Below are 23,996 nucleotides of genomic sequence, written 5' to 3'. Positions count from 1 at the left end.
ACACGGCCGATCCGAGCCGGTCCTTTCACGTCGAGAGTGCCTTAACGCGGCTAGGCGTACCCCGGCGGGCCGGCTAGGGGGCGACGGTGAGCCAGTCGGAGAACCCGGACGGGTCGTGGCGGCCCAGCGCGCCGTGCTCGTAGAGGCCCCAACCCTCTTTGGGTTCGCCGTCGCCGTCCCGGCACACGGCGCGCCCGACATGGTCGATGACCCCGAAGCCGGACCTCGCGACGATCGCCGGGTCGGTCATGTCGTAGGTCCGGCGTTCGACGAACTTCTCGCCCTTCCACATTCCGTGCAGCCAGTCCGAGTCGCCGCCGTAGCCGCCGCCGACGTGGATGGGCACCGGCAGCTTGGACTCCACGTCGAAGCGCACCGGCGTCCCGTCGGGGGCGGTGGCGTCGATCGTCGCCCCGGTGGGGATCCGGGTGCCCGACCGGTAGTGGATCTTGACCCGCGGCCAGCCCAGCTGCTCGACGCGTCCGTCGCGCCAGATCCGGGTGCAGTCGTTGAGCGATCGGAAGCCGTCGGGCGCTTCCTGGATGATCAGCACGATGGCGAAGTCGTCGAACGCCATCGGCACGTACAGCCACCACATGCCCTCGAACGGCGGGGCGGCCGGCCGGCCCGCGGGCTCGGGCTCGCCGATCGGCCGGATGCCCCAGGACCGGTCGCGGCTGCCGAGCCAGACCGCGGGGTCGACGGCGATCTCCTCGCCGTCGACGGCGATGCGGCCGCTCCAGCTGCCGAGCTGGGCGAACCGCTGGGCGTCCAGCGTCACCCGGTTGCCGGACCGCATGAGGTGCGGCTGCTCCTGCACGACGTCGAACAGGCCTTCCCAGGTGAGATCGGCTGCGATGCCTTCGGTTTCGTCCAGGACCAACCGTAGTTTGCGCAGCGGCTCGATGACCTCGATCCGGTAGCCGTTGACGTGCTGGTTGAGCCGGTCCTGGTCGATCGCGTCGCACAGGTGCACCGCGGTCTGGGTGTCTCCGCGCCGAACCAGGAAGAACGCGTCCTTGACGCCCAGGTTGGGGTAGTAGCCGATGCCGCTGATGACGAAGATGTCGCCCGTGCGGTCGTGGGCGTTGAAGTAGGAGCGGTCGTAGAAGTTGCGGTCCGAGGAGCCCGGCCAGGCGATCGGCTGCGGAACCTGATGAACCGGGAACTCGTCGAGCGGTCCGAGCATTAGTGGTCCTCTCCGATCAAACTGCGCATCAACCCGGCGTGGTAGAACAGCGACTCGACGTTGTCGGGTTTCTCGGTTTCCCCGAAGTGCACCCGGCGCGCGCCGGTGCGCATGAACACGCAGGCCCACATGACGCCGGAGTAGACGTAGAACCAGCGCAGGTCACCGACTTCCACGCCGCTCAGCCGCCGATAGGTGGCGCGGACGTCGTCCTCGCGCATCACCTCGGGCAGGCCCGGCAGCCCGGCCAGCCCGGTCAGCTCCTGAAACACCATGTGCGCGTAGATCATCCACGCCACGTCGAGCTCGCGCGGGCCGAGGGTGACCATCTCCCAGTCCAGCACCGCCACCGGCTCGAAGTCGCGGTACAACACGTTGCCCACCCGTGCGTCGCCCCACAGCAGCACGGGTTCACGCGCGGCCGCGTCGGCCGGCCAATGGTCCTCCAGCCAGGCGAAGGTCCGCTCCAGCAGCGGCGAGCGGCCGATGTCGGGCACCGCGAAGTCGTACCACGACCGCACCCAGTTGAAGTGCCGGCGCAGCGCGGTGTCGCCGGCTTGGTCGTCGGTCAGGAAGCCGAACGCGTTCTCCGCGTTGGGGATCGAATGCAACTTGGCCAGCACCCCGACGGTCGCGTCCTGCAGTTCCCGCTGGCGCTCGGCCGGCGCGTCGGCGAACCAGTTGTTGCCGAAGGTGTAAGGCATCACGTCCGGGGGCACCACACCTTCGACGTAGTCCATCACGAAGAAGGGGGTGCCAAGCACGTCGCCGGTGGGCTCGAGCCAGCGCACCGGCGGGACGGGGACGTCGGTGAGTTCGCCGACCTTCCGGATGACCTCGAATTGGTGGTCCAGCCGGTAGGTCGGGAACACCTGGACGTCTTCGGCGGCCGGGGCCACCCTGGTCACCAGCTTCTGCTCGGTGGGCTTGCCGTCCTGGCGCCAACGGGCCGTCAGGATGATGGTCTCCGAGGACATTCCCGTCGAGTCGACGCCGCTTTCGACGGTCACCTCCGGCTCCGCGCCGGGGGGCAGGACGGTCGAGAGCCAGTTCGACATCACCGCGGGTAGCGTCGTGACGTCTCGGCTGGAACGCTGAAGCCGGTCGACCTTGTCGAGCACGGGTTCGTTGGCCACCGGGGCCTCCATTCTTTGAGCCTTCAACTCGTCGAGACGTCGGCGCGGCAATTACGATACGGTAGGTAGCGTTATGAAAGCAGACCCGTCCGCCATTGACAAGGCCCCCGGCGCCGGCCGCCCGCGGGACCCGCGTATCGACTCGGCCATCCTATCGGCCACCGCGGAACTGCTTGTCCAAATGGGCTATTCCAACCTCAGCCTGGCGGCGGTCGCCGAGCGCGCCGGAACCACCAAATCGGCGCTCTACCGCCGGTGGTCCAGCAAGGCCGAACTGGTACACGAGGCGGCCTTCCCGGTGGCGCCCACCGCGCTGCAGGCGCCCGCCGGGGACTTCGCGGCCGACATCCGCATGATGATCGGGGCCACCCGCGACGTCTTCACCACGCCGGTCGTCCGCGCCGCCCTGCCGGGCCTGGTGGCCGACATGACCGCCGACCCCGCCCTCAACGCCCGGGTGATGTCCCGGTTCGCGGACCTGTTCGCGACGGTGCGGGTGCGGCTCAGTGACGCCGTCGACCGGGGTGAGGCGCATCCCGATGTGGATCCGGACCGGTTGATCGAGTTGATCGGGGGAGCCACGATGCTGCGCATGCTGCTGCGCCCGGAGGACGCGCTCGACGATGCGTGGGTGGAGCAGACCGCCGCCATCGTGGTGCACGGGGTGACGCGGTGACGGCGCGGCTGGCCGGACGGGCCGCGATCGTCACCGGCGCAAGCCGCGGACTGGGCCGGGCGATCGCGCTGGCCCTCGCCGCGGAAGGCGCCGCCGTCGCGGTCGCGGGACGCACAGAGCAGGTGTGGGACGAGCGGTTGCCCGGAACCATCGGCGAGACGGTCGCCGCCATCGAGGCCGCGGGCGGACGGGCTGTGGCGATCCGGGCCGACCTGACCGAACGCGAGGACGTCGCCCGGTTGGTGGGCGCGGCGCGAGAAGCCCTGGGGCCCATCACGATTCTGGTGAACAACGCGGCCTTCACCGCGCCCGGCCGGCCCCGCCCTCCCGGCGGCGAACCTCGCGCCCAGTCCGCCAAGCCGGGAGGCGCCGCCAAGCCGGCAAGCGGTGCCGCCAAGCCGGGCTGGCCGGGATTCCTCAGCGTCCCGCTGACGGCGTATCGCCGGCATTTCGACATCGCCGTCTTTGCCGCCTACGAGCTGATGCAGCTGGTCTGCCCCGACATGATCCAGGCGGGCCGCGGGTCGATCGTCAACATCAGCTCGGTGGCATCGAGGCTGCCCGGAAACGGGCCGTACCCGGACCGCAGCGGCGGCGTGCTACCCGGCTACGGCGGATCCAAGGCGGCGCTCGAGCATCTGACCCAGTGCGCGGCATTCGATCTCGCCGATCACCACATCGCGGTGAATGCCCTGTCGCCGTCGAAACCGATCCTCACCCCCGGGCTGGCCTACTACGCCCGGGAGTTCGACGATACCGCCGAGGCGGACGAATTCGCCCGGGCCGCAGTGGAATTGACGGTGGTCGATCCCGCGAAGGTCACCGGACGCACGATCGGTCATCTGCAGGTGCTCGACGGCTCTTTCCGGCCGTTCGAGCCCGACTAAGCCGGTCTCGTCGCCGTGACCGCGTTGATGGTCCCGGCATGCAGCCGTTGCCATTTCGGCGACCGGAATCCCGCCTGCAGCAGCAGGCGCTCGGCGCGCCGCCGGGTGCGGGCCTTGCCGCGGCGGGTGATGGCCAGCGTCGGCACCAGCCACAGCGAGAACCGGTCGACGAGCACCAGGCTTCCACCCGGCCGCAGCACCCGGGCGCACTCCAGCAGACCCACCAGCTGATCGGACCAGTGATCGAATGACGTGGTGCTGACGACCAGGTCGAAGGCGCGGTCGGCGTAGTTGAGCTCCTCGGCCACGCCGCGGGTGAAGCTCAATCGCGGGTCGCGGGCAAGACCGGTTGCGATGGAGACCATCTGGGGGGCCGGGTCGATCCCGCACAGATGTTTGGCCCCCGGGTAGCGGCGGGCCAGCAGCCCCAACAGGTAGCCGGTGCCGCATCCGACGTCGAGCACATACTCGGGGGCGGTGACGGTCGCCACGGCCAGCTGCGCGGTGCGCTCGGCGATTTCGTGGTGCAGCCGACCGCGAAAGCCCTGGTCGTAGCGGGGGGCGCGGTCGTCGTACGCGGCGACGTCCCGATGCGGTGGCACGCGCTGAGTGTCTCACCGGGCGGGCCGCTTGGCGAGGATTTCAACGCGGGGTCCCGGGTCTCCAGCCGATCGGCGACCGCGACGCGAAGTCGCGGTGGATGAACCGCCGACTGTGGATAACTTCCCGCCTGACGTGCCAGGATGAGGCAAAGCAGTGCCGCAACAACCGGTCGGGTGGTATGCCGATGCCCGGTATGGACAAGCCCACGGGGCGAGCCGTCGCCCTGGTCGTGCTGCTGCTTGTCCTCTCCGCCGCCCTGCGCGGCTATCTGCCTTCCCCGCATCCCGCCGCACGTGGGGAGCCAACCGGCAGCCGGGCGGCGCTGATTTTCGTGGTGGCAGCCCTCGGGGTCACGCTCGCCCTGGTGACGATCGCGGTCATCGCGCGGCTGCGCGACCCGCGGGCAGCGGCGCCCCAGGCCGGTCAGCTGTCGGAGATGCTCGGCACCGGCAGAGGCCGGCCGAGCTGGCGGGTGCTGCTGATCGGGCTGGCGGTCATCGTGGCGTGGCTGCTGATCGTGTGGACGGCGTCCCACCTGTTGGCCTCCCACGACGTCGGCCGGGCGCCGCCCCCGCCGGCGAGCGGTGCGCCGTCGTCGGAGAGTGCGAACGCCCGGCCGGCACAGCCCCATCCGCGAAACGGCGATATGTTCGGCATCCTGCTCGCGGCGACCGTGCCGATGCTGTTGGTCATCGTCACCGGGACGGTCGTCGCGTCGCGGCGGCGGTGGCGGGCGGTGGCGACCGGCGCCGGGGCCGCCGCGGACGATCACGCCGAATCCCCGGCGCCACCGTCACGTTCGGAATCGTTGGCGCGCGCGGCCGAACGTGGCCTGGCCGAGATGGCCGACCCCAGCCGTGAACCTCGCGAGGCGATCATCGCCTGCTACGCGGCGATGGAACGCGAGCTGGCCAACGTGCCCGGCGCCGTCCCGCAGGACTTCGACACCCCGACCGAGGTGTTGGCCCGCGCCGTCGAACACCGCGCGCTGCACGCCGACAACGCCGTGCAGTTGGTGAACCTGTTCGCCGAGGCGCGGTTCAGCCCGCACGTGATGACCGAGGCTCACCGCGACATGGCGGTGCGCGTTCTGCAGCTGGTGCTCGACGAGCTGGGCTCACGGAGCGCCGCATGAAAAAGACTCTGGCCCTGGGCGTCTGCTTCATCGTCGGCATCGAGCTGCTCGCACTGCTGCTACCCGATCGTCGGGTGGTGCTGGCCGCCTCCGGCGGCGCACTGGCCCTGGTGCTGCTCACCGTCCGTCGCGTGCTCGGGCGCGGAATGCATCCCGAGGCGGACGCCGAACCCGACGATCTCGGGGATTCATTGCGCCGCTGGCTGTCCACCACCGAGACGACGATCCGGTGGTCGGAGTCCACCCGGGTGGACTGGGACCGGCACCTGCGCCCCATGCTTGCGCGTCGATACGAGATGACGACCGGCCAACGGCGATCCAAAGACCCGGTGGCGTATCAGGCGAGCGGCCAGATGCTGTTCGGGACGGAACTGTGGGAATGGGTCAATCCGAACAACGTCGCGCGCACCGGTGACCGGCGGCCCGGTCCCGGCCGCGCGGCGCTGGAGGAGATTCTGCGAAAGTTGGAACAGGTATGACACTGCCGGCGGCAACAACCACTGCGCACTGCGAGGCGGTGCTCGACGAGATCGAGCGCGTGGTGGTGGGCAAGCGTTCCGCGCTCACCCTCATCCTCATCGCGGTGCTCGCGCGCGGCCACGTCCTGATCGAGGACCTGCCCGGCCTGGGTAAGACGCTCATCGCCAGATCGTTCGCCGCCGCGCTGGGCCTGCAGTTCACCCGCGTGCAGTTCACGCCCGACCTGCTGCCCGCGGACCTGCTCGGCTCCACGATCTACGACATGCAGTCGGGGCGTTTCGCCTTCCGGCCCGGGCCCATCTTCACCAACCTGCTGATGGCCGACGAGATCAACCGCACGCCGCCCAAGACGCAGGCGGCGCTGCTCGAGGCGATGGCCGAGGGTCAGGTGAGCATCGACGGCGAAACGCACCAGTTGCCAAAGCCTTTCATCGTGCTGGCGACCGACAATCCGATCGAGTACGAGGGCACCTACCCGCTGCCGGAGGCGCAGCTCGACCGGTTCGCGATCCGCCTGGAGCTGCGCTACCTCTCCGAGCGCGACGAGACGGCGATGCTGCGCCGGCGCCTCGAGCGCGGGTCGGTCGAGCCGGCCGTCAACCAGGTCGTGGATGCGCACGACCTGCTCGCGATGCGCGAATCGGTCGAGCAGGTGACCGTGCACGAAGACGTTTTGCACTACGTCGTTTCGCTGGCCAACGCCACGAGGCACCATCCGCAGGTCGCCGTCGGCGCCAGCCCCCGCGCCGAACTCGACCTGGTGCAACTGGCCCGCGCCCGTGCGCTGTTGCTCGGCCGGGACTATGTGATCCCCGAAGACGTCAAGGCGCTCGCCGTGCCGGCCGTCGCGCACCGGATCACCCTGCGCCCGGAGATGTGGGTGCGCAAGATCCAAGGCGCCGACGTCGTCGGGGAGCTGCTGCGCCGCCTGCCGGTGCCCCGAACCGGCGAGGGCCACGGGAGCGGATGACAGCGGTGTGACCGGACGTGAGGCCGAATTCCGCTGGCGCGCATCGAACTTGACGCGGGCCGTCGCGACCTGCGCGGGCTTGGTGCTGGCCGTCGCGGTGATCACCGCGCGATGGCAGTTGATCGCCTTCGCTGCGCCCCTGCTCGGCGTGCTCTGCTCGGTCAGCTGGCAACGCCCCGTGCCGACCATTCGCGTACACGGCGATCCCGATGCGCAGCGGTGCTTCGAGAACGACCGCGCGCGGCTGCGCCTCTGGATGACGGAAGAGGGCGGGGCGACCGGGTTTTCGGCGGTCGAGGTCACGGTTCCGGCCGTCGAGGGGATGCAGCTCGAAATCCTGGACCCGGCTTCGACGCACGCCAAGACGGTTGTGGCCACGGCGCAGCGGTGGGGCCGGTACTTCATCCGGGCCCGGGTGGACGCGCTCGCGCGCGGTGGGTTGCTGTCGGGGACGGCCACCGTGGACGCCGCCGAGGTCATCGTGTTTCCCCTGACGCCCCCGCAGTCGACGCCCATCCCGCAGACCGAGCTGCTCGACCGGCTGGGCGCGCACCTGACCCGGCATGTCGGCCCCGGCGTCGAGTACGCCGACATTCGTGCCTACGTGCCCGGAGACCAACTGCGCGCGGTGAATTGGCCGGTGAGCGCGCGGCGCGGCCAGTTGCACGTCACGCAGCGCCTCACCGACCGCGCCGCCGACGTGGTGGTGCTGATCGACACGTATCGGCAACCGGCCGGTCCGGCAACCGAGGCCACCGAGCGCGTCGTCCGCGGTGCCGCGCAGGTCGTGCAGACCGCGTTGCGGCACGGCGACCGCGCCGGGATCGTCGCCCTTGGCGGCAACCACCCGCGCTGGCTGGGCGCCGACATCGGGCAGCGCCAGTTCTATCGCGTGCTCGACACGGTGCTCGCTGCCGGCGACCGATTCGAGGGCACGACGGGGACTTTGGCGCCGCGGGCGGCGATGCCCGCGGGTGCGATCGTCATCGCGTTCTCCACGCTGCTCGACACCGAGTTCGCGCTCGCGTTGATCGATCTGCGCAGGCGCGGCCACCTCGTCATCGCCGTCGACGTCCTCGACAGCTCGCCGTTCGAGGCCCACCAGGATCCCCTGGTGGACCGGATGTGGTCGCTGCAGCGCTCCGCCATGTATCGCGACATGGCCACCGTCGGCGTCGACATCGTGTCGTGGCAAGGGGACAGCGGGCTGGAGCAGTCCATGGGTGTGCTACCGGACCGCCGCCGGCGGGTGCGGGGGCGGCTGCGTGGCTAGCGACCGCGGGACGGCACTGCCGCGGCTCTGGGCCCCGGTGTTCTCCGTCGTGTTCGGGCTGCTGATGGTGGGCCTGGCCGCCGACGGCTCGCACGAACCCGCGGTGGCCGGCTGGGCGGCGGCGCTGGGTGCGGTGGTGGCGGGAACGGTGTTTCGCCCCGCGGCGACGCTTGCCGTGCTGCTGTCGGTGCTCACCATCGTGCTGTCCGAACCGTCGCCCGTGTTCGTCGCGCTCTCCGGGCTGTGCGCCGCCGGGTACCTGGTCTGCCGGCACGCGGCCGGCGCCGGGGCCGGGGCGGTGCTGGGGAGCGTGCCGACCGTCGTCGGCGCCGTCGGATTCACCGTCGCGGGGTGGGTCGCGGCGTCCTCCCCGCTGCAGTTGCCGTGGTTGCCGTTGGTCGCGCCGCTGGTGGCGCTGGCCGCCTACGTGCTGGCCGTGCGCCCGTTCCTGAGCTGATGTCAGTGCAGCAGCTGGGCGGCGTGGTCGGCCAGGTCGAGCAGCGGCTGCGGGAAAATGCCCAGAAGCACTGTGACCAAGGCGCACACCGCGATCGCGGCCTTGCTCAGAATGCCGGGCTCAACCACGTGGGGGGTGTCGTCGGTCGCCTCGGTGAAGAACATCGACACGATCACCCGCACGTAGAAGTAGGCGGCGATCCCGCTCGCGACCACACCGATGATCACCAGGGGCGCCGCGCCGCCCTGCGCCGCGGCCTTGAAAACCGCGAGCTTGCTGACGAAACCGCTCGTCAGCGGGATGCCGGCGAAGGCCAGCAGGAACATCGAAAACATCACGCCCACAATGGGTGAGCGCTGCCCGAGCCCCGCCCAATGGGACAGCGTGGCGTCCTCGACGCCGTCAGCATCGCGAATCAGGCTCACGATGGCGAACGCGCCGACGGTGCTGAAGCTGTAGGCGAGCAGGTAGAACAGCGTGGACGACAGCCCCGCCTGGTTGTCGGCGATGACGCCGGTGAGGATGAACCCGACGTGGGCGACCGACGAGTACGCCAGCATGCGCTTGACGTCGGTCTGGTTCACCGCGGTGATGGTGCCCACCGCCATGGTCAGAATCGAGATCGTCCACAGCACCGGCCGCCATTGATCGTGCAGCGGCGGCAGCGCGACATAGACCACCCGCAGCAGCGCGCCGAAGGCTGCGACCTTGGTGGCCGCGGCCATGAACCCGGTGATCGGGGTGGGGGCGCCCTGGTAGACGTCCGGGATCCACGAATGGAACGGGACCGCACCCACTTTGAACAGCAGGCCGACCGACAGCAGGGCCACGCCGACCAGCGCCATCGACGTGTCTCCGTGCGCCGCCAGCGCGTCGCGGATGCCGGTCAGCAGCAGCGTGCCGGTCGCGCCGTACAGCAGCGCCACGCCGTACAGGAAGAACGCCGAGGAGAACGCGCCCAGCAGGAAGTACTTCATCGCCGCTTCCTGCGACAGCAGCCGCCGATGCCGGGCCAGGCCGCACATCAGGTACAGCGGCAGCGAAAGAACCTCGAGCGCAACGAACATCGTCAGCAGGTCGTTGGAGGCGGGGAAGACCATCATGCCGCCGACCGACAGCATGGCCAGGGGGAACAGCTCCGTCTGCGCGGCCCCGGCCCGTTCGGCGTCACGCTCGGCGTCGCTGCCGGGCACGGCGGACGCCTGCGGGGTGAAGGAGTCCAGGCCGGCCGATCCGGCGGCGCCGACCCCCGCGGCGACCTTGCTCTGGGCCTTGGTCTGCGTGCGTTCGGCCATGAAGATGACGGCCAGCACCGCGACCAGCAGCACGGTGCCCTGCAGGTACAGAGTCGGCCGGTCGATGGCCATCGCCCCCAGCACGGCCGCCTGGCCGGAGGCCGGCAGCGACTCGGCCACCTCCACGGTCGCCACGAATGCCGCGACGAGGCCGGCCAGGGCGAGCGTCACCTGGGCGACGTAGCGAATTCGCCTGGGCAGGAACGCTTCCGCGAGGACGCCGACGACCGCGACGCCGAAGACGATGAGCGTCGGGCAGAGCAGGAAGTACTCGATGCTGGGGGTGGGAAGGGTCATTGGCGCGGTCCTTCGGCTGTCCGGGGTACGCGGTTGACTGCCGGCACGCTCGGCGCGGGATCGTGCTGACCGATGGTGGTCATGGTGTTCTCGACGGCGGGGTTGATGATGTCCAGCACCGGCTTGGGGTAGACGCCGAGAACGAGCAACAGTGCGATCAACGGTGCGACCACCAGCAATTCGCGGGCTCGCAGGTCACCGATCTTCTCGTTGCCGGTGGCCACCGGTCCGGTCATCACGCGCTGGTAGAGCCACAGCATGTAGATGGCGGACAGCACCAGCGCGGTGACACCGAACGCGGCGGCCAGCCAGTAACGGTTGAAAGTGCCCAGCAGGACCAGGAATTCGCTGATGAACGGCGCCAGGCCGGGCAGCGACAGGGTGGCCATGGCCGAGACCAGGAACGTCCCCGCCAGGACGGGCGCCACCTTCTGCACGCCGCCGTAATCGGCGATCGCCCGGCTGCCGTGCCGGGATATCAGGAATCCCGCGATCAGGAACACCGCCGCCGTGGACAGGCCGTGGTTGAGCATGTACAGCGTCGACCCGCTCTGGCCCTGGGTCGTCATCACGAAGATGCCCAGGATGATGAAGCCGAAGTGCGAGATGGAGGTGTAGGCGATCAGCCGCATGATGTCGGTCTGCCCGATCGCCACGACCGCCCCGTAGATGACGCCGATGACGGCCAGCACGACGATCAGGGGGCGGAAATACGTTGAGGCGCCGGGGAAGAGCTGCAGGCAGTAGCGCAGCATGCCGAAGGTGCCGACCTTGTCCATCACCGCCATCATCAGCACCGCGGTCGCCGGGGTGGCCTCCACCGCGGCGTCGGGCAGCCAGCGGTGGAACGGCCACAGCGGCGCCTTGATCGCGAACGCGAACATGAAGCCCAAGAACAGCGCCTTGAACACCGCGGAGTCGGCGCCGTAGCGACCGGAGGCGACGCCGGCGACGATCTCGCGGAAGTCGAACGTGCCCGAACCGTGCTGCGCGGTGACGACGTAGAGCCCGATCACCGCGGCCAGCATGATCAGCCCGCCGAACAGGTTGTACAGCAAGAACTTCACCGCGGCGCGTGACCTGCCCGTCCCGCCGCCGAAGCCGCCGATCAGAAAGTACATCGGGATGAGCATGGCCTCGAAGAACACGTAGAACAGCAGCACGTCCAGCGCCACCACCGAGACCAGCACCATCGACTCGATCGCCAGCGTCAGCGCGACGTAGGCGTGCACACTGCGTGACGATCGCAAGGTCGGCGAAGCCGGGCGAAGCGGGTCGTCACCATTTTCGTGGTTGCGTTCTTCGCCACCGTCGTTCCAGCCGGCCACCTGCAGCACCGGGATCAGCACGGCGGTCAGCAGCACCAGGACCACCGCGATGCCGTCCACGCCGAGGGAGTAGGTGGCGCCGAAGGCCGGTATCCAGGAATGGCTTTCGACGAACTGGTAAGTGCTGCCGCCGGTCTTGAAGCCAACGGTGACGACGACCGCGATCGCCAGCGTCGCGACGCCGAAGACCAGGCCCGTCCACTTGGCGAGCCCGCGCAGCCCGGGCGGCAGCAGGATCACGAGCACCGAGCCCGCCAGCGGCACCAGCCACAGGATGCTCAGCCAGGGAATGCCATTCACCACAGTTTCACCGCCAGGATCAGCGCGACCACCAGGACCGCGCCCGTCAGCATCGACAATGCGTAGTTGCGGGCGAAGCCGGTTTGCAGCCCCCGCAAGCGATTCGAAGTGCGGCTCACCAGCGCGGCCAGCGCGTTGACCGAGCCGTCCACGCCCGCGTTGTCGACGTCGACGAGCGCTTGGGTCAGCTCGGCACCGGGGCGCATGAACACCTCCTCGTTGAAGGCGTCGCCGTAGAAGTCCCTGCGGGCGGCCGTCGTGACCGGTGACACCGAAAGCGGGGCCACCCTCGGGATCTCCGCGGTGGCGTACAGCCGGTAGGCGACCGCGATCCCGATGGCGACGACGCCCAGCGCCAGGGCGGTGCTCACCCAGGCGGGGAACGCATGCGTCACCTCTTCGTGTTTCCCGACCACCGGCTCGAGCCAGCGCTGCAGGGTGCCGCCCCACGCCAGCAGCCCACCGGAGAACACCGAGCCGAAGGCGAGCAGGATCATCGGCCAGGTCATCAGGCTGGGCGCCTCGTGGGGATGCGCACCAGGCGCCCAACGCTTCCGGCCGAAAAAGGTCATCAGCATCACGCGCGTCATGTAGAACGCGGTGACACCCGCGCCCAGCAGCGCGGCCCCGCCCAGCACGTAGCCGCGGACGCCGCCCGCGCCCAGCGCGGCCTCGATGATGGCGTCCTTGGAGAAGAAGCCCGCGAACGGCGGCACGCCGATGATGGCGAGATACCCCAGGCCGAAGGTGGCGAAGGTGATCGGGAGCGCGGCGCGCAGGCCGCCGTAGCGGCGCATGTCCTGTTCCTCGTGCATCGCGTGGATCACCGCGCCGGAGCCGAGGAACAGCCCGGCCTTGAAGAAGCCGTGGGTGAGCAGATGCATGATCGCGAACGCGTAGCCGGCCGGGCCCAGCCCGGCGGCCAGCACCATGTAACCGATCTGGCTCATCGTCGACGCCGCCAGCGCGCGCTTGATGTCGTCCTTGGCGCAGCCGATGAACGCGCCGAGCAGCAACGTGACGGCACCGACGACGACCACGGCGGTCTGCGCGTCGGGGGCCAGGTTGTACAGCGGGTTGGACCGCACGATGAGGTACACGCCGGCGGTCACCATGGTGGCGGCGTGGATCAGCGCGGACACCGGGGTGGGGCCCTCCATGGCGTCACCCAACCAGGCCTGCAGCGGCACCTGCGCGGACTTGGCGCACGCGCCCAGCAACAGCAGCAGCCCCATGGCCGTCAGCGCGCCCCGGCCGGCGGCGGGCGCTCCGGCGAACACCCCGGCATAGGAGAGCGTCCCGAAGGTGCTGAACATCAGGAACATTCCCAGGGCCAGTCCCGCGTCCCCGACGCGGTTCATCACGAACGCCTTCTTGGCCGCCGTGGCCGCCGTGGGCTTGTGGTACCAGAACCCGATCAGCAGGTAGGACGCCAGGCCGACGCCTTCCCAGCCGACGTAGAGCACCACGTAGTTGTCGGCGACCACCAGCAGCAGCATCGAGGCCAGAAACAGGTTGAGGTAGCCGAAAAACCTTCGGCGGTCCGGGTCTTCGGCCATGTACGCGACCGAATAGATGTGGATCAGCGACCCGACCCCGGAGATCAGCAGCACGAAACACACCGACAGCTGGTCGATCTGCAGGCCGAGGTCCACCTGCAGTTGGCCGACGGGGATCCAGGTGAACACCGTCTGGTGGATGACCCGGTCGTCCGCGGTGCGGCCGAGCAGCTCGTTCAGCAGGCTCAGGCCCACGCCGAACGTCGCGAGGGCGGTGGCGCAACCCAGCCAGTGGCCCCACGCATCGGTGCGTCGCCCGCCGAACAGCAGTATCGCGGCACCCGCCAGCGGCAGGGCCACCAGCAGCCAGGTGTAGTGAGTCATGTTGGCCCCATATTGGCGATGTCAGCCTTTGAGTAGGTTCGCGTCGTCGACCGAGGCGGATTTGCGAGCACGGAAAATCGTCATGATGATCGCCAGGCCGACGACGACCTCGCACGCGGCCACCACCATCGTGAAGAACGCGATCATCTGCCCGTCCAGGTGCCCGTGCATCCGCGCGAACGTGACGAATGCCAGGTTGACCGCGTTCAACATCAGCTCGACGCACATGAACATCACGATGGCGTTGCGCCGCAGCAGCACACCGGACGCCCCGATGGTGAACAGCAGGGCCGAAAGGTAAAGGTAATTGGCCGGATTCATGACGCACCGCCTTGTGACAGACTCGGGCTCGCCTGGCGGGAGGGGGTCTGTTTGCCGTCGGCGCCGCGGCTGCGCAGGATCGCCGGCACCGAAAGGTCCGAATACGAGCCGTCCGGCAGCAGCGCGGCCACGTCGACGGCGTTGTGGCGCGCGTACACACCGGGGCTGGGCATCGGGGTCGGGTGTCCGCCCGGCTGGAACCGCTCCTGCGCGAGCTCCCGTTGCGTCTTGCGGCGTTCGAAGCGCTCGCGGTGCGCCAGCACCATCGCCCCGATGGCCGCGGTGATCAGCAGGGCGCTGGTGAGTTCGAACGCCCAGACGTAGCGGGAGAAGATCAGCGCCGCAAGGCCTTCGACGTTGCCGTTGGCGTTGGCGGTGGTCAGTCCCGCGAAGCCGCCGGTCGCGCCGGTGCCGATGGCGGCGATCAGCAGGACGCCGAATCCGACACCGGCGAGCACCGCGGCGATGCGCTGCCCGTGCAGCGTCTCCTTCAGGGATTCCGCGGAGTCCACGCCGATCAGCATCAACACGAACAAGAACAGCATCATCACCGCGCCGGTGTAGACCACGACTTGGACGACACCCAGAAACAGCGCGTCCTGGATCATGTAGAACACCGCGAGGATGATCATCGTCATCGCCAGGAACATGGCCGAGTACACGGCGTTGACCGCCAGCACCACCCCGATCGCTCCGATCAGCGCCAGCGCGCCCAGCACCCAGAACGCCACCGCTTCGCCGGTGGAGGTGCGGACGATGGTGTCGGAAGCCAGGTTTGCCGCCAGGAGCTGGCCCGTCGCCCCGGTCACCGGGAGTCTCCGGCCTTCTGGCTCTCCCGCAGGCCGTCGGCTGTGACATTGCCCAGGTAGTAATCCTTGTCGGTGGCGCCGGGTGTCCGGGGGTGCGGCGGCGCGGTCATCTCGGGCTGCAGGGGCGCGAGCAGCCGATCTTTCTCGTAGATCAGGTCGGCGCGGTTGTCGTCGGCCAACTCGTAGTCGTTGGTCATGGTCAGCGCCCGGGTCGGGCAGGCCTCGATGCACAGGCCGCAGCCGATGCAGCGCAGGTAGTTGATCTGATAGACCCGGCCGTAGCGTTCACCCGGCGAGTACCGCAGGTCCTCGGTGTTGTCCGCGCCCTCGACGTAGATCGCGTCGGCCGGGCAGGCCCAGGCGCACAGCTCGCACCCGATGCATTTCTCCAGGCCGTCCGGGTAGCGGTTGAGCTGGTGGCGGCCGTGGTAGCGCGGCGCGACCGGGCCCGGCTTCTCCGGATACTCCTCGGTGACCCTCTTTTTGAACATCGCCGCGAACGTCACGCCGAATCCGGCGACGGCGTCCAGGAATTTAGCCACGTACGTTCTCCTTACTCGCAGCCGCCAGGGACTTCATCGGCAGCGGCGGTGTCGGGAATGCCGGTGCGGCGTTCTCCAGCCCCGGCAATTGTTTCGACTGGTGGCGGAGTTGTTTCTCCAGCGCGCGGATGCCGGGCGTGCTGAACGGTTTTCGCAGTAGCAACACCAGCGCTGTGGCGAACACGATGCTGCTGACCACCAGGATCGGGGTCCAGTGCGCGTAGCCCTGGTTCTGCAGCGTGCGGATCACCGCCGCGATCAACACCCAGACCAGCGAGGCGGGGATCAGCAGCTTCCAGCCCAGCGCCATGAACTGGTCGTAGCGCAGCCGGGGCAGGCTGGCCCGCAACCACATATAGATGAACAGGAAGGTCCACATCTTGGCGGTGAACCACAGCACCGGCCACCAACCGGTGTTGGCGCCCGCCCACATGTTGAGCGGCCAGGGGGCATGCCAGCCGCCGAAGAACAGGACCGTCGCCAGCGACGACACCGTCATCATGTTGACGTACTCGGCCAGCATGAACATCGCGAACTTCAGCGACGAGTACTCGGTGTGGAACCCCGCGACCAGCTCGCCCTCGGCTTCGGGCAGATCGAATGGCGCGCGGTTGGTTTCGCCCACCATCGAGATCAGGTAGATCACGAACGACGGCAGCAGCAGGAACACGTACCAGACCCGGTCCTGGGCGGCGACGATCTGCGACGTCGACATGGTGCCGGCGTAGAGGAACACCGCCGCGAACGACAGCCCCATCGCCACCTCGTAGGAGATGACCTGCGCGGTGGAGCGGACGCCGCCCAGCAGCGGGTAGGTGGACCCGGACGCCCAGCCGCCCAGCACGATGCCGTAAACCCCGATCGCCGAGAGCCCCAGGATGAACAGGACCGCGACCGGAAGGTCGGTGAGCTGAAGCGGTGTGCGGTGGCCGAACACCGACACCACCGGGCCGAACGGGATGAAGGCGAAGGCGGTGAACGCGGGAATGGTGGAGATCACCGGGGCCGCGAAGTAGACGAACTTGTCGACGCCGCCCGGGGTGATGGTCTCTTTGAGCGCCAACTTGATCCCGTCGGCCAGGCTCTGCAGCGCGCCCCACGGTCCCGCCCGGTTGGGCCCCGGCCGCCGCTGCATCCAGCCGAGGATCTTGCGTTCGAGCAGGATCGCGACCAGCACGTTGAGCATCAGGAACACGAAGATGGCGAGCGCCTTGCCCAGCACCAGCCACCAGGTGTCGTGTCCGAAGGCGGTCAGACCGGTCATGAGGCGACTCCGATTTGCACTGTGCTGCCCAGCGTTACGCCCAGCCGCCGGTGCACGGCCGAACCCGGCGAGTTCAGCGGAAGCCACACCACCCGGTCGGGCATGTCGGTGATCACCAGCGGCAGGCTGATCGATCCGCGCGGCGTGCTGACGGTGACCGCGTCGCCGTCGGCGGCACCGATCTCGGCCGCCGTGCCCGGTGACAGCCGCACCACGGGCTTGCGCGCGGTCCCGGCCAGATGCGGCTCGCCGTCCTGCATCCGGCCGTTGTCCAGCAGCATCCGCCAGCCGGCCAGCACCGCCTCCCCAGCACCCGGCTGGGCCGGCTGCGGGGTCGCGACCGCGGGCCCGGCGGCCCAGCCGCCGTCCCAGGTGCCCAGCGAGGACAGTTCGGCGCGGGCCGCCTCGGCGGTCGACAGCCCCAGGTAGACGCCCATCTCGTCGGCCAGCGCGTCGAGCACCTGATGGTCGGATTGGCCGGCCTGCTGGGTGCTGCCGTGCAGCGCCGGCCCGAACGGGCGGTAGCGGCCCTCCCAGTTGACGAAGGCTCCGGCCTTCTGTGTCGTCGGCGCGACCGGGAACACCACGTCGGCGCGCTCGGTCACGGCGCTGTGCCGCAGCTCCAGGCTGACCACGAAGCCCGCGGCATCGAGCGCGGCCAGCACGGCTTCGGGGTCCGCGAAGTCGTCGGGTTCGACACCGCCGACCAGCAGGGCGCCCAGCGTGCCGTCGGTCGCGGCGGCCAGGATGCCGTCCACGTCCCGCCCGGCGCCCGAGGGCAGTTCGGACACGTGCCACGCCGCGGCGATCTGCGCGCGGGCGGTCTCGTCGTCGAGCGGGCGGCCGCCCGGCAGCAGCGCGGGCAGCGCGCCGGCCTCCAGCGCGCCGCGCTCGCCGGCCCGGCGCGGCACCCACGCCAGCCGCGCCCCGGTGGCGTCGGCCAGCCGGGCGGCGGCGGACAACCCGCCGGGCGCCGTGGCCAGCCGTTCGCCGACCATGATGACGGCGCCGGCGGTGGACAGCAGCTCTCCCACCTCACCGGTGGCCAGCCCGTCCAGCGCGGCCGCCTCGGCCCCCGGGGCGGTGGCGATGAGCCGTCCGGACATCTTCTCCAGCGCCCGGGTGGCGAACGGCGCGACCGCGTACACCGGTAGCCCGTGCTTGCGCGCGGCCTTGCGCAGCCGCAGGAACACGATGGGCGACTCGTCTTCCGGTTCGAAGCCGACGAGCAGCACCACCGGCGCCGACTCCAGATCCGCGTAGCTGACGTCACGCCGGCCGGCGATCCGCGAGGCCAGGAAATCGGCCTCCTCGGCCGAATTCGGGCGGGCGCGGAAGTCGATATCGTTGCTGTCCAACACGATTCGCGCGAACTTGGAGTAGGCGTAGGCGTCTTCCAGGGTGGCGCGGCCGCCGACCAGCACACCCGTGCGCCCGCGGGCGGCCTCGAGGCCCCGGATCGCCGTCGCCATCGCGTGCGACCACGAGGCGGGCACCAGCGAACCGTCGGCGTCGCGGATCAGGGGAGTGCTGACGACGTCCGGCTGCGTCGCGTAGCTGAACGCCCACCGGCCCTTGTCACAGTTCCACTCCTCGTTGACCTCGGGGTCGTCGCCGGCCAGCCGGCGCAGCACCTTGCCGCGGCGGTGGTCGGTGCGCTGGGCGCACCCCGACGCGCAGTGCTCGCACACGCTGGGGCTGGACACCAGGTCGAAGGGCCGGGCCCGGAAGCGGTAGGCGGTTCCGGTCAGCGCGCCCACCGGGCAGATCTGCACGGTGTTGCCCGAAAAGTACGAGTCGAACGGCTCATCGGCGTAGATGCCGACCTGCTGCAGGGCGCCGCGCTCCTGCATGTCGATGAAGATGTCCCCGGCGATCTGCTCGGAGAACCGCGTGCAGCGGGCGCACAGGATGCAGCGCTCACGATCCAGCAGCACCTGGGCGGAGATGTTGATCGGCTTGGCGAAGGTGCGCTTGACATCGGTGAAGCGAGAATCGGCACGGCCGTTGGACATCGCCTGGTTCTGCAGCGGGCATTCGCCGCCCTTGTCGCACATCGGGCAGTCCAGCGGGTGGTTGATGAGCAACAGCTCCATCACGCCGTGCTGGGCCTTGTCGGCGGCCTCCGACGTGAGCTGGGTGCGCACGACCATGTCGTCGGTGGCGACGGTGGTGCACGACGCCATCGGCTTGCGCTGCCCTTCGACCTCGACCAGGCACTGCCGGCACGCGCCGACCGGCTCGAGCAGTGGGTGGTCGCAGAACCGGGGGATCTGGACGCCCATCAACTCGGCCGCGCGGATCACCAAAGTCCCCTTGGGAACGCTGATCTCGTTGCCGTCGATGGTCAGCGTCACCATGTCCGGCGGACGCACCTCGCCGTCCTTGGGGTCGCCGGTCTCGGTCTTGGCCGCACTAGTCACGAGCGTGTCATGCCTTTCCGTTGGGCGTCAGCATGGAGTCTCGGGGGTCGAACGGGCACCCACCGTCTTCGACGTGAGCCACGTATTCGTCGCGGAAGTACTTGATCGACGACATCACCGGGCTGGCGGCCCCATCTCCCAACGCGCAGAACGCCTTTCCCAGAATCGAATCCGAGATGTCCAACAGCTTGTCGATGTCCTCTTTGGTGCCCTTGCCGCTTTCCAGCCGCTCGTAGATCTGATCCAGCCAGAAGGTGCCCTCCCGGCAGGGCGTGCACTTGCCGCACGATTCGTGCTTGTAGAAGTACGTCCAGCGCTGCACCGCGCGCACCACGCAGGTGGTCTCGTCGAAGATCTCCAGCGCCTTGGTGCCCAGCATCGACCCGACCCCGCCGACACCCTCGTAGTCCAGCGGAACGTCGAGGTGCTCGTCGGTGAGCAGGGGGGTGGACGACCCGCCGGGCGTCCAGAACTTGAGCCGGTGCCCGGCCCGCACCCCGCCGGCGTAGGCCAGCAGCTCGCGCAGCGTGATACCCAGCGGGGCCTCGTACTGGCCGGGCCTGGCGACGTGCCCGGACAGCGAATACAGCGTGAAGCCGGGGGATTTCTCGCTGCCCATCGACCGGAACCACTCGACGCCGTTGAGGATGATGGACGGCACGCTGGCGATCGTCTCGACGTTGTTGATCACCGTCGGGCAGCCGTAGAGCCCGGCCACCGCGGGGAACGGCGGCCGCAGCCGCGGCTGGCCGCGACGGCCTTCCAGCGAATCCAGCAGCGCCGTCTCCTCGCCGCAGATGTACGCGCCGGCGCCCGCGTGCACCACCAGCTCCAGGTCGAAGCCCGAGCCGTTGATGTCGCGGCCCAGGTATCCGGCCGCGTAGGCCTCGGCCACCGCGTTCTGCAGGCGGCGCAGCACCGGCAGCACTTCACCGCGCACGTAGATGAACGCGTGACTGGCCCGGATCGCATAGGCGGCGATGATGACGCCCTCGATCAGGACGTGCGGCGTCGCCAGCATCAGCGGAATGTCTTTGCACGTACCGGGTTCCGACTCGTCAGCGTTGACCACCAGGTAGTGCGGCTTGGCGGCCGCGCCGGTGTCGCCCTGCGGGATGAACGACCACTTCGTCCCGGTGGAGAAGCCCGCGCCGCCGCGCCCCCGCAGGCCGGAGTCCTTGACGGTGGCGATCACGTCGTCGGGCGCCATGCCCAGCGCCTTCTTCATCGCCTCGTAGCCGTCGTGGCGCCGGTAGGTCTCCAGCGTCCACGACTGCGGGTCGTCCCAGAATCGGCTGATGACCGGGGTCAGCGGCGTGGCCTGTGAGCTGGTCATGACCGGCTCGCCGGGGGAGTGGGGGCGGTCATGCCGTGCTCTTTGGCGACCTTCAGGCCCGCCAGGGTGGCCTCGCCCGCGCCGCCTTGGCCCTGGTCGGGGCGCTGGTCGGGCAGGCCGGCCAGGATGCGCGACGTCTCGCGGAAGGCGCACAGCGGGGCGCCACGGGTGGGCGGTTTGGGCTCCCCGGAACGCAGCGAGTCGACGAGCTCGCGCGCCGACTCCGGCGTCTGGTTGTCGAAGAACTCCCAGTTGACCATCACCACCGGCGCGTAATCGCACGCGGCGTTGCACTCGATGTGTTGCAGGGTGACCGAGCCGTCGGGTGTGGTCTCGTCGTTGCCGATACCGAGGTGTTCCTTGAGGGTGTCGAAGATGGCGTCGCCGCCCATGACGGCGCACAGCGTGTTGGTGCACACCCCGACCAGGTAGTCGCCGGTGGGTCCGCGGCGATACATCGTGTAGAAGCTCGCCACCGCGGACACCTCGGCGCCGGTCAAACCCAGCTGCTCGCCGCAGAATTCGAGCCCGGCGGGGGTGAGGTAGGAGTCCTCGGCCTGCACCAGGTGCAGCAACGGCAGCAGCGCCGAACGCTTGTTGGGGTAGCGGCCCATGATCTCCTTGGCGTCCACCTCGAGCCGCGCCCGCACCTCCGGCGAATACGTCTGCGGCGCACCCTCGGTGACGAACGCGTTGGGTTCCTCGGGCGGCGGACCGAGCCGGACGAAGACCGGCTGGCCCTGCGGGCCGGTCACCGGTCCACCCCGCCCATGACCGGGTCGATGCTGGCGACCGCGGTGATCAGGTCGGCCACCATGCCGCCCTCGCACATCGCGGCCACCGACTGCAGGTTGGTGAACGACGGGTCCCGGTAGTGCACCCGGTAGGGGCGGGTACCGCCGTCGCTCACCATGTGCACGCCAAGCTCACCGCGCGGCGACTCCACCGCGGTGTACACCTGGCCCGCGGGAACCCTGATGCCCTCGGTGACCAGCTTGAAGTGGTGGATCAAGGCCTCCATCGAGCCGCCCATGATCTTGGCGATGTGCTCCGGTGAGTTGCCCATGCCGTCCGGGCCCACCTTCAAATCGGCCGGCCAGGCGATCTTGCGGTCGGAGACCATGATCGGGCCCGGCTTCAGCTTGTCCAGACACTGCTCAACGATCTTGATCGACTCCCACATCTCGTTGACGCGAATCATGTAGCGCCCGTAAGCATCACACGTGTCGGCGGTCATCACGTCGAATTCGTAGTTTTCATATCCGCAGTACGGTTCGCTCTTGCGCAGATCGTGGGGCAACCCGGTGGCGCGCAGGATGGGGCCGGTGATGCCCAGCGCCATGCAGCCGGTCAGATCGAGGTAACCGATGTCCTGGGTGCGGGCCTTCCAGATGGCGTTCTCGTTGAGCAGATCGCCCATTTCGCGCAACACCTCGCGCAGCGGCTTGAGGGCTTCGGCGATGTCGTTCTCCGCGCCCGGCGGCAGGTCTTGGGCGACGCCCCCCGGCCGGATGTAGGCGCTGTTCATCCGCAATCCGGAGATCTTCTCGAACAGGGTCAGGACGATCTCGCGGCCGCGGAACCCGACGAACATCGGCGTCATGGCGCCCAGTTCCATGCCGCCGGTGGCCAGCGCGACCAGATGCGACGAGATCCGGTTGAGCTCCATCATCATCACCCGGATGACGTTGACCCGCTCCGGGATCTGGTCGGTGATGCCTAGCAGTTTCTCCACGCCCAGGCAGTACGCGGTCTCGTTGAAAAACGGTGACAGGTAATCCATTCGGGTGACGAAGGTGACGCCCTGGGTCCAGTACCGGTATTCCAGGTTCTTCTCGATCCCGGTGTGCAGGTAGCCGATTCCGCAGCGCACCTCGGTGACCGTTTCGCCCTCGATCTCGAGGATCAGCCGCAGCACCCCGTGAGTTGACGGGTGCTGGGGACCCATGTTGACGACGATCCGTTCGCCGGGGTCGGCGTTGCGGGCGGCGTCGACGATCTGGTCCCAGTCCTGGCCGCCGGCGACCAACACGGTCTCGGGCCCTTCCGAGGCGCCGCCGTTGTGCGTCGAATCGGTGATTGTGCTCATCAGTTGTACGCTCTCCGCTCGTCGGGCGGGGGTATCTGCGCTCCCTTGTACTCCACCGGGATGCCGCCCAGGGGATAGTCCTTGCGCTGCGGGTGGCCGTGCCAGTCGTCGGGCATCTCGATGCGGGTCAGCGACGGGTGTCCGTCGAAGATGATGCCGAAGAAGTCGTAGGTTTCGCGCTCGTGCCAGTCGCACGTCGGGTAGACGCCGAACAGCGACGGGATGTGCGGATCACCGTCCGGCGCAGCAACTTCCAGCCGGACACGGCGGTTGTGGGTGATCGACTGCAGCGGGTACACCGCGTGCAGTTCGCGCCCTGTCTCGTTGGGGTAGTGCACCCCGCTGACGCCCAGGCACATCTCGAACCGCAGCTCCGGTTCGTCGCGGAGGCGCTGGGCGACGGCCACCAGCTTCTCGCGGCGAACGTGCAGTGTCAGTTCGTCACGGTAAACCACGACTTTCTCTACCGCGTCGGAGAATTCGACACCGCTGCCCTGCAGCGCCCCGGCCAACCGGTCCACCACGTCGTCGAAGTAGCCGCCGTAGGGCCGGGGGCTGCTGCCCGGGAGGGTGATCGGCCGCACCAGCCGGCCGTAGCCGCTGGTGTCGCCGGAATCGGAGATGCCGAACATGCCGCGGCGCACGCCGATCACCTCGCCGTCGGCGGGAGGTGCCCCCACGCCGTCGGCGCGGGCCGGGCCCCCGCCTTCGGTTGTCGCTTCCTTCGGGTCGTGGTTCGGCGAGCTCATCGCAGCAGCCCGCGCATCTCGATCGTCGGCCGGGCCGACAGCGCCGCCTGCTCGGCTTCGGCGATGGCGGTCTCCCGGTTGACGCCCAGCGGCATCTCTTGAATCTTCTCGTGCAGCTTGAGGATTGCGTACAGCAGCATCTCCGGCCGGGGCGGGCAGCCGGGCAGGTAGATGTCCACCGGGACCACGTGGTCCACGCCCTGCACGATCGCGTAGTTGTTGAACATGCCGCCGGACGAGGCGCAGACGCCCATGGCGAGCACCCACTTGGGTTCGGCCATCTGGTCGTAGATCTGCCGCAGCACCGGCGCCATCTTCTGGCTCACCCGCCCGGCCACGATCATCAGGTCGGCCTGTCGCGGCGTCGCCGAGAACCGCTCCATGCCGAACCGGGCGATGTCGAATCTTGGCCCGGCGGTTGCCATCATCTCGATGGCGCAGCAGGCCAGCCCGAACGTCGCCGGCCACAAGGAGTTCTTGCGGACATAGCCGGCCACCTTCTCGACCGTCGACAGCAGAATCCCACCGGGCAGCTGTTCCTCGAGACCCACGTC

At 69.2% G+C, this 23,996-nt stretch carries 22 protein-coding genes and 1 pseudogene; 7 read left to right on the top strand and 16 right to left on the bottom strand.

Going from position 1 to position 23,996, the window contains the following annotated elements; translation table 11 throughout:
* Positions 1 to 73: 73 nt before the first annotated feature.
* Together A5713_RS16030 and A5713_RS16025 are read right to left on the bottom strand one after the other, a co-directional pair.
* Positions 74 to 1,189, bottom strand: a complete 1,116-nt coding sequence (locus A5713_RS16030; protein WP_068096964.1) for a hypothetical protein — start codon at positions 1,187 to 1,189, stop codon at positions 74 to 76.
* Entirely contained in the window at positions 1,189 to 2,325 is a 1,137-nt protein-coding gene (locus A5713_RS16025) for a phosphotransferase family protein (protein ID WP_068097050.1), read from the bottom strand. The genes A5713_RS16030 and A5713_RS16025 overlap by 1 nt, the downstream gene beginning before the upstream one ends.
* A gap of 73 nt (positions 2,326 to 2,398) precedes the next feature.
* On the opposite strand from A5713_RS16025, the gene A5713_RS16020 reads away from it, so the two are divergent.
* Together A5713_RS16020 and A5713_RS16015 are read left to right on the top strand one after the other, a co-directional pair.
* Entirely contained in the window at positions 2,399 to 3,001 is a 603-nt protein-coding gene (locus A5713_RS16020; protein WP_068096961.1) for a TetR/AcrR family transcriptional regulator, read from the top strand.
* Positions 2,998 to 3,888, top strand: a complete 891-nt coding sequence (locus A5713_RS16015) for an SDR family NAD(P)-dependent oxidoreductase (RefSeq protein WP_068096957.1) — start codon at positions 2,998 to 3,000, stop codon at positions 3,886 to 3,888. Before A5713_RS16020 ends, A5713_RS16015 begins: the two co-directional genes overlap by 4 nt.
* Here A5713_RS16015 and A5713_RS16010 read toward each other — a convergent pair.
* The gene (locus A5713_RS16010) at positions 3,885 to 4,490 is read right to left on the bottom strand and encodes a class I SAM-dependent methyltransferase (RefSeq protein ID WP_068096954.1); all 606 of its coding nucleotides are present in this window, start codon (positions 4,488 to 4,490) and stop codon (positions 3,885 to 3,887) included. The genes A5713_RS16015 and A5713_RS16010 overlap by 4 nt on opposite strands.
* Before the next feature lie 194 nt (positions 4,491 to 4,684).
* Between A5713_RS16010 and A5713_RS16005 the strand changes: the two genes are divergently transcribed.
* Genes A5713_RS16005 through A5713_RS15985 form a run of 5 tightly spaced genes read left to right on the top strand, consistent with a single transcriptional unit; the run spans position 4,685 to position 8,806 of the window.
* Positions 4,685 to 5,626 (top strand): DUF4129 domain-containing protein, encoded by a 942-nt coding sequence (locus A5713_RS16005; protein ID WP_068096951.1) that lies wholly within the window; start codon positions 4,685 to 4,687, stop codon positions 5,624 to 5,626.
* On the top strand, positions 5,623 to 6,105 hold the full coding sequence (locus A5713_RS16000; RefSeq protein ID WP_068096948.1) for a hypothetical protein: 483 nt from the start codon (positions 5,623 to 5,625) through the stop codon (positions 6,103 to 6,105). The genes A5713_RS16005 and A5713_RS16000 overlap by 4 nt, the downstream gene beginning before the upstream one ends.
* Entirely contained in the window at positions 6,102 to 7,076 is a 975-nt protein-coding gene (locus A5713_RS15995; RefSeq protein WP_068062272.1) for a MoxR family ATPase, read from the top strand. The genes A5713_RS16000 and A5713_RS15995 overlap by 4 nt, the downstream gene beginning before the upstream one ends.
* A gap of 7 nt (positions 7,077 to 7,083) precedes the next feature.
* The gene (locus tag A5713_RS15990) at positions 7,084 to 8,349 is read left to right on the top strand and encodes a DUF58 domain-containing protein (protein ID WP_068096944.1); all 1,266 of its coding nucleotides are present in this window, start codon (positions 7,084 to 7,086) and stop codon (positions 8,347 to 8,349) included.
* The gene (locus A5713_RS15985) at positions 8,342 to 8,806 is read left to right on the top strand and encodes a hypothetical protein (protein ID WP_197516385.1); all 465 of its coding nucleotides are present in this window, start codon (positions 8,342 to 8,344) and stop codon (positions 8,804 to 8,806) included. Before A5713_RS15990 ends, A5713_RS15985 begins: the two co-directional genes overlap by 8 nt.
* Before the next feature lie 2 nt (positions 8,807 to 8,808).
* On the opposite strand, the gene nuoN is transcribed toward A5713_RS15985, so the two are convergent.
* From nuoN to A5713_RS15920, 13 genes and pseudogenes are all read right to left on the bottom strand, one after another.
* Positions 8,809 to 10,398, bottom strand: a complete 1,590-nt coding sequence (gene nuoN / locus A5713_RS15980) for an NADH-quinone oxidoreductase subunit NuoN (protein ID WP_068096938.1) — start codon at positions 10,396 to 10,398, stop codon at positions 8,809 to 8,811.
* Entirely contained in the window at positions 10,395 to 12,026 is a 1,632-nt protein-coding gene (locus tag A5713_RS15975) for an NADH-quinone oxidoreductase subunit M (RefSeq protein ID WP_197516384.1), read from the bottom strand. The genes nuoN and A5713_RS15975 overlap by 4 nt, the downstream gene beginning before the upstream one ends.
* A complete protein-coding gene (gene nuoL / locus A5713_RS15970) occupies positions 12,023 to 13,909 on the bottom strand; it encodes an NADH-quinone oxidoreductase subunit L (RefSeq protein WP_068096932.1) in 1,887 nt (628 codons plus the stop codon). The genes A5713_RS15975 and nuoL overlap by 4 nt, the downstream gene beginning before the upstream one ends.
* Positions 13,910 to 13,930: 21 nt before the next feature.
* Positions 13,931 to 14,230, bottom strand: coding sequence for an NADH-quinone oxidoreductase subunit NuoK (gene nuoK / locus A5713_RS15965; protein ID WP_007168303.1), 300 nt, complete (start codon positions 14,228 to 14,230; stop codon positions 13,931 to 13,933).
* Positions 14,227 to 15,015 carry an NADH-quinone oxidoreductase subunit J gene (locus A5713_RS15960; protein WP_067920080.1) on the bottom strand — a complete coding sequence of 263 codons (789 nt, stop codon included), beginning with the start codon at positions 15,013 to 15,015 and terminating at the stop codon, positions 14,227 to 14,229. Before A5713_RS15960 ends, nuoK begins: the two co-directional genes overlap by 4 nt.
* 20 nt (positions 15,016 to 15,035) lie before the next feature.
* A pseudogene (nuoI, locus tag A5713_RS15955) lies at positions 15,036 to 15,599 on the bottom strand (NADH-quinone oxidoreductase subunit NuoI); the annotation flags it as partial.
* Positions 15,574 to 16,836, bottom strand: a complete 1,263-nt coding sequence (gene nuoH, locus A5713_RS15950; protein WP_067920082.1) for an NADH-quinone oxidoreductase subunit NuoH — start codon at positions 16,834 to 16,836, stop codon at positions 15,574 to 15,576. The gene nuoH and the pseudogene nuoI, both read right to left, overlap by 26 nt.
* 5 nt (positions 16,837 to 16,841) lie before the next feature.
* Complete coding sequence (locus A5713_RS15945; protein WP_068096930.1) at positions 16,842 to 19,268, bottom strand: NADH-quinone oxidoreductase subunit G; 2,427 nt, start codon at positions 19,266 to 19,268, stop codon at positions 16,842 to 16,844.
* A 7-nt stretch (positions 19,269 to 19,275) separates the two neighbouring features.
* The gene (nuoF, locus tag A5713_RS15940; RefSeq protein WP_067920050.1) at positions 19,276 to 20,604 is read right to left on the bottom strand and encodes an NADH-quinone oxidoreductase subunit NuoF; all 1,329 of its coding nucleotides are present in this window, start codon (positions 20,602 to 20,604) and stop codon (positions 19,276 to 19,278) included.
* A complete protein-coding gene (gene nuoE, locus A5713_RS15935) occupies positions 20,601 to 21,359 on the bottom strand; it encodes an NADH-quinone oxidoreductase subunit NuoE (RefSeq protein WP_068096927.1) in 759 nt (252 codons plus the stop codon). The genes nuoF and nuoE overlap by 4 nt, the downstream gene beginning before the upstream one ends.
* Positions 21,356 to 22,693, bottom strand: a complete 1,338-nt coding sequence (gene nuoD / locus A5713_RS15930; protein ID WP_067920054.1) for an NADH dehydrogenase (quinone) subunit D — start codon at positions 22,691 to 22,693, stop codon at positions 21,356 to 21,358. Before nuoD ends, nuoE begins: the two co-directional genes overlap by 4 nt.
* Positions 22,693 to 23,442 carry an NADH-quinone oxidoreductase subunit C gene (locus A5713_RS15925; protein WP_068096924.1) on the bottom strand — a complete coding sequence of 250 codons (750 nt, stop codon included), beginning with the start codon at positions 23,440 to 23,442 and terminating at the stop codon, positions 22,693 to 22,695. Before A5713_RS15925 ends, nuoD begins: the two co-directional genes overlap by 1 nt.
* Positions 23,439 to 23,993 carry an NADH-quinone oxidoreductase subunit B family protein gene (locus tag A5713_RS15920; RefSeq protein WP_066989771.1) on the bottom strand — a complete coding sequence of 185 codons (555 nt, stop codon included), beginning with the start codon at positions 23,991 to 23,993 and terminating at the stop codon, positions 23,439 to 23,441. The genes A5713_RS15925 and A5713_RS15920 overlap by 4 nt, the downstream gene beginning before the upstream one ends.
* Positions 23,994 to 23,996 lie beyond the last annotated feature (3 nt).

The organism is Mycobacterium sp. E2497 (genome assembly GCF_001668695.1).
Taxonomy (GTDB): Bacteria; Actinomycetota; Actinomycetes; order Mycobacteriales; family Mycobacteriaceae; genus Mycobacterium.
The sequence above is the reverse complement of the archived record's forward strand: the minus strand, read 5'-3'. Positions and strand labels throughout refer to the sequence as shown.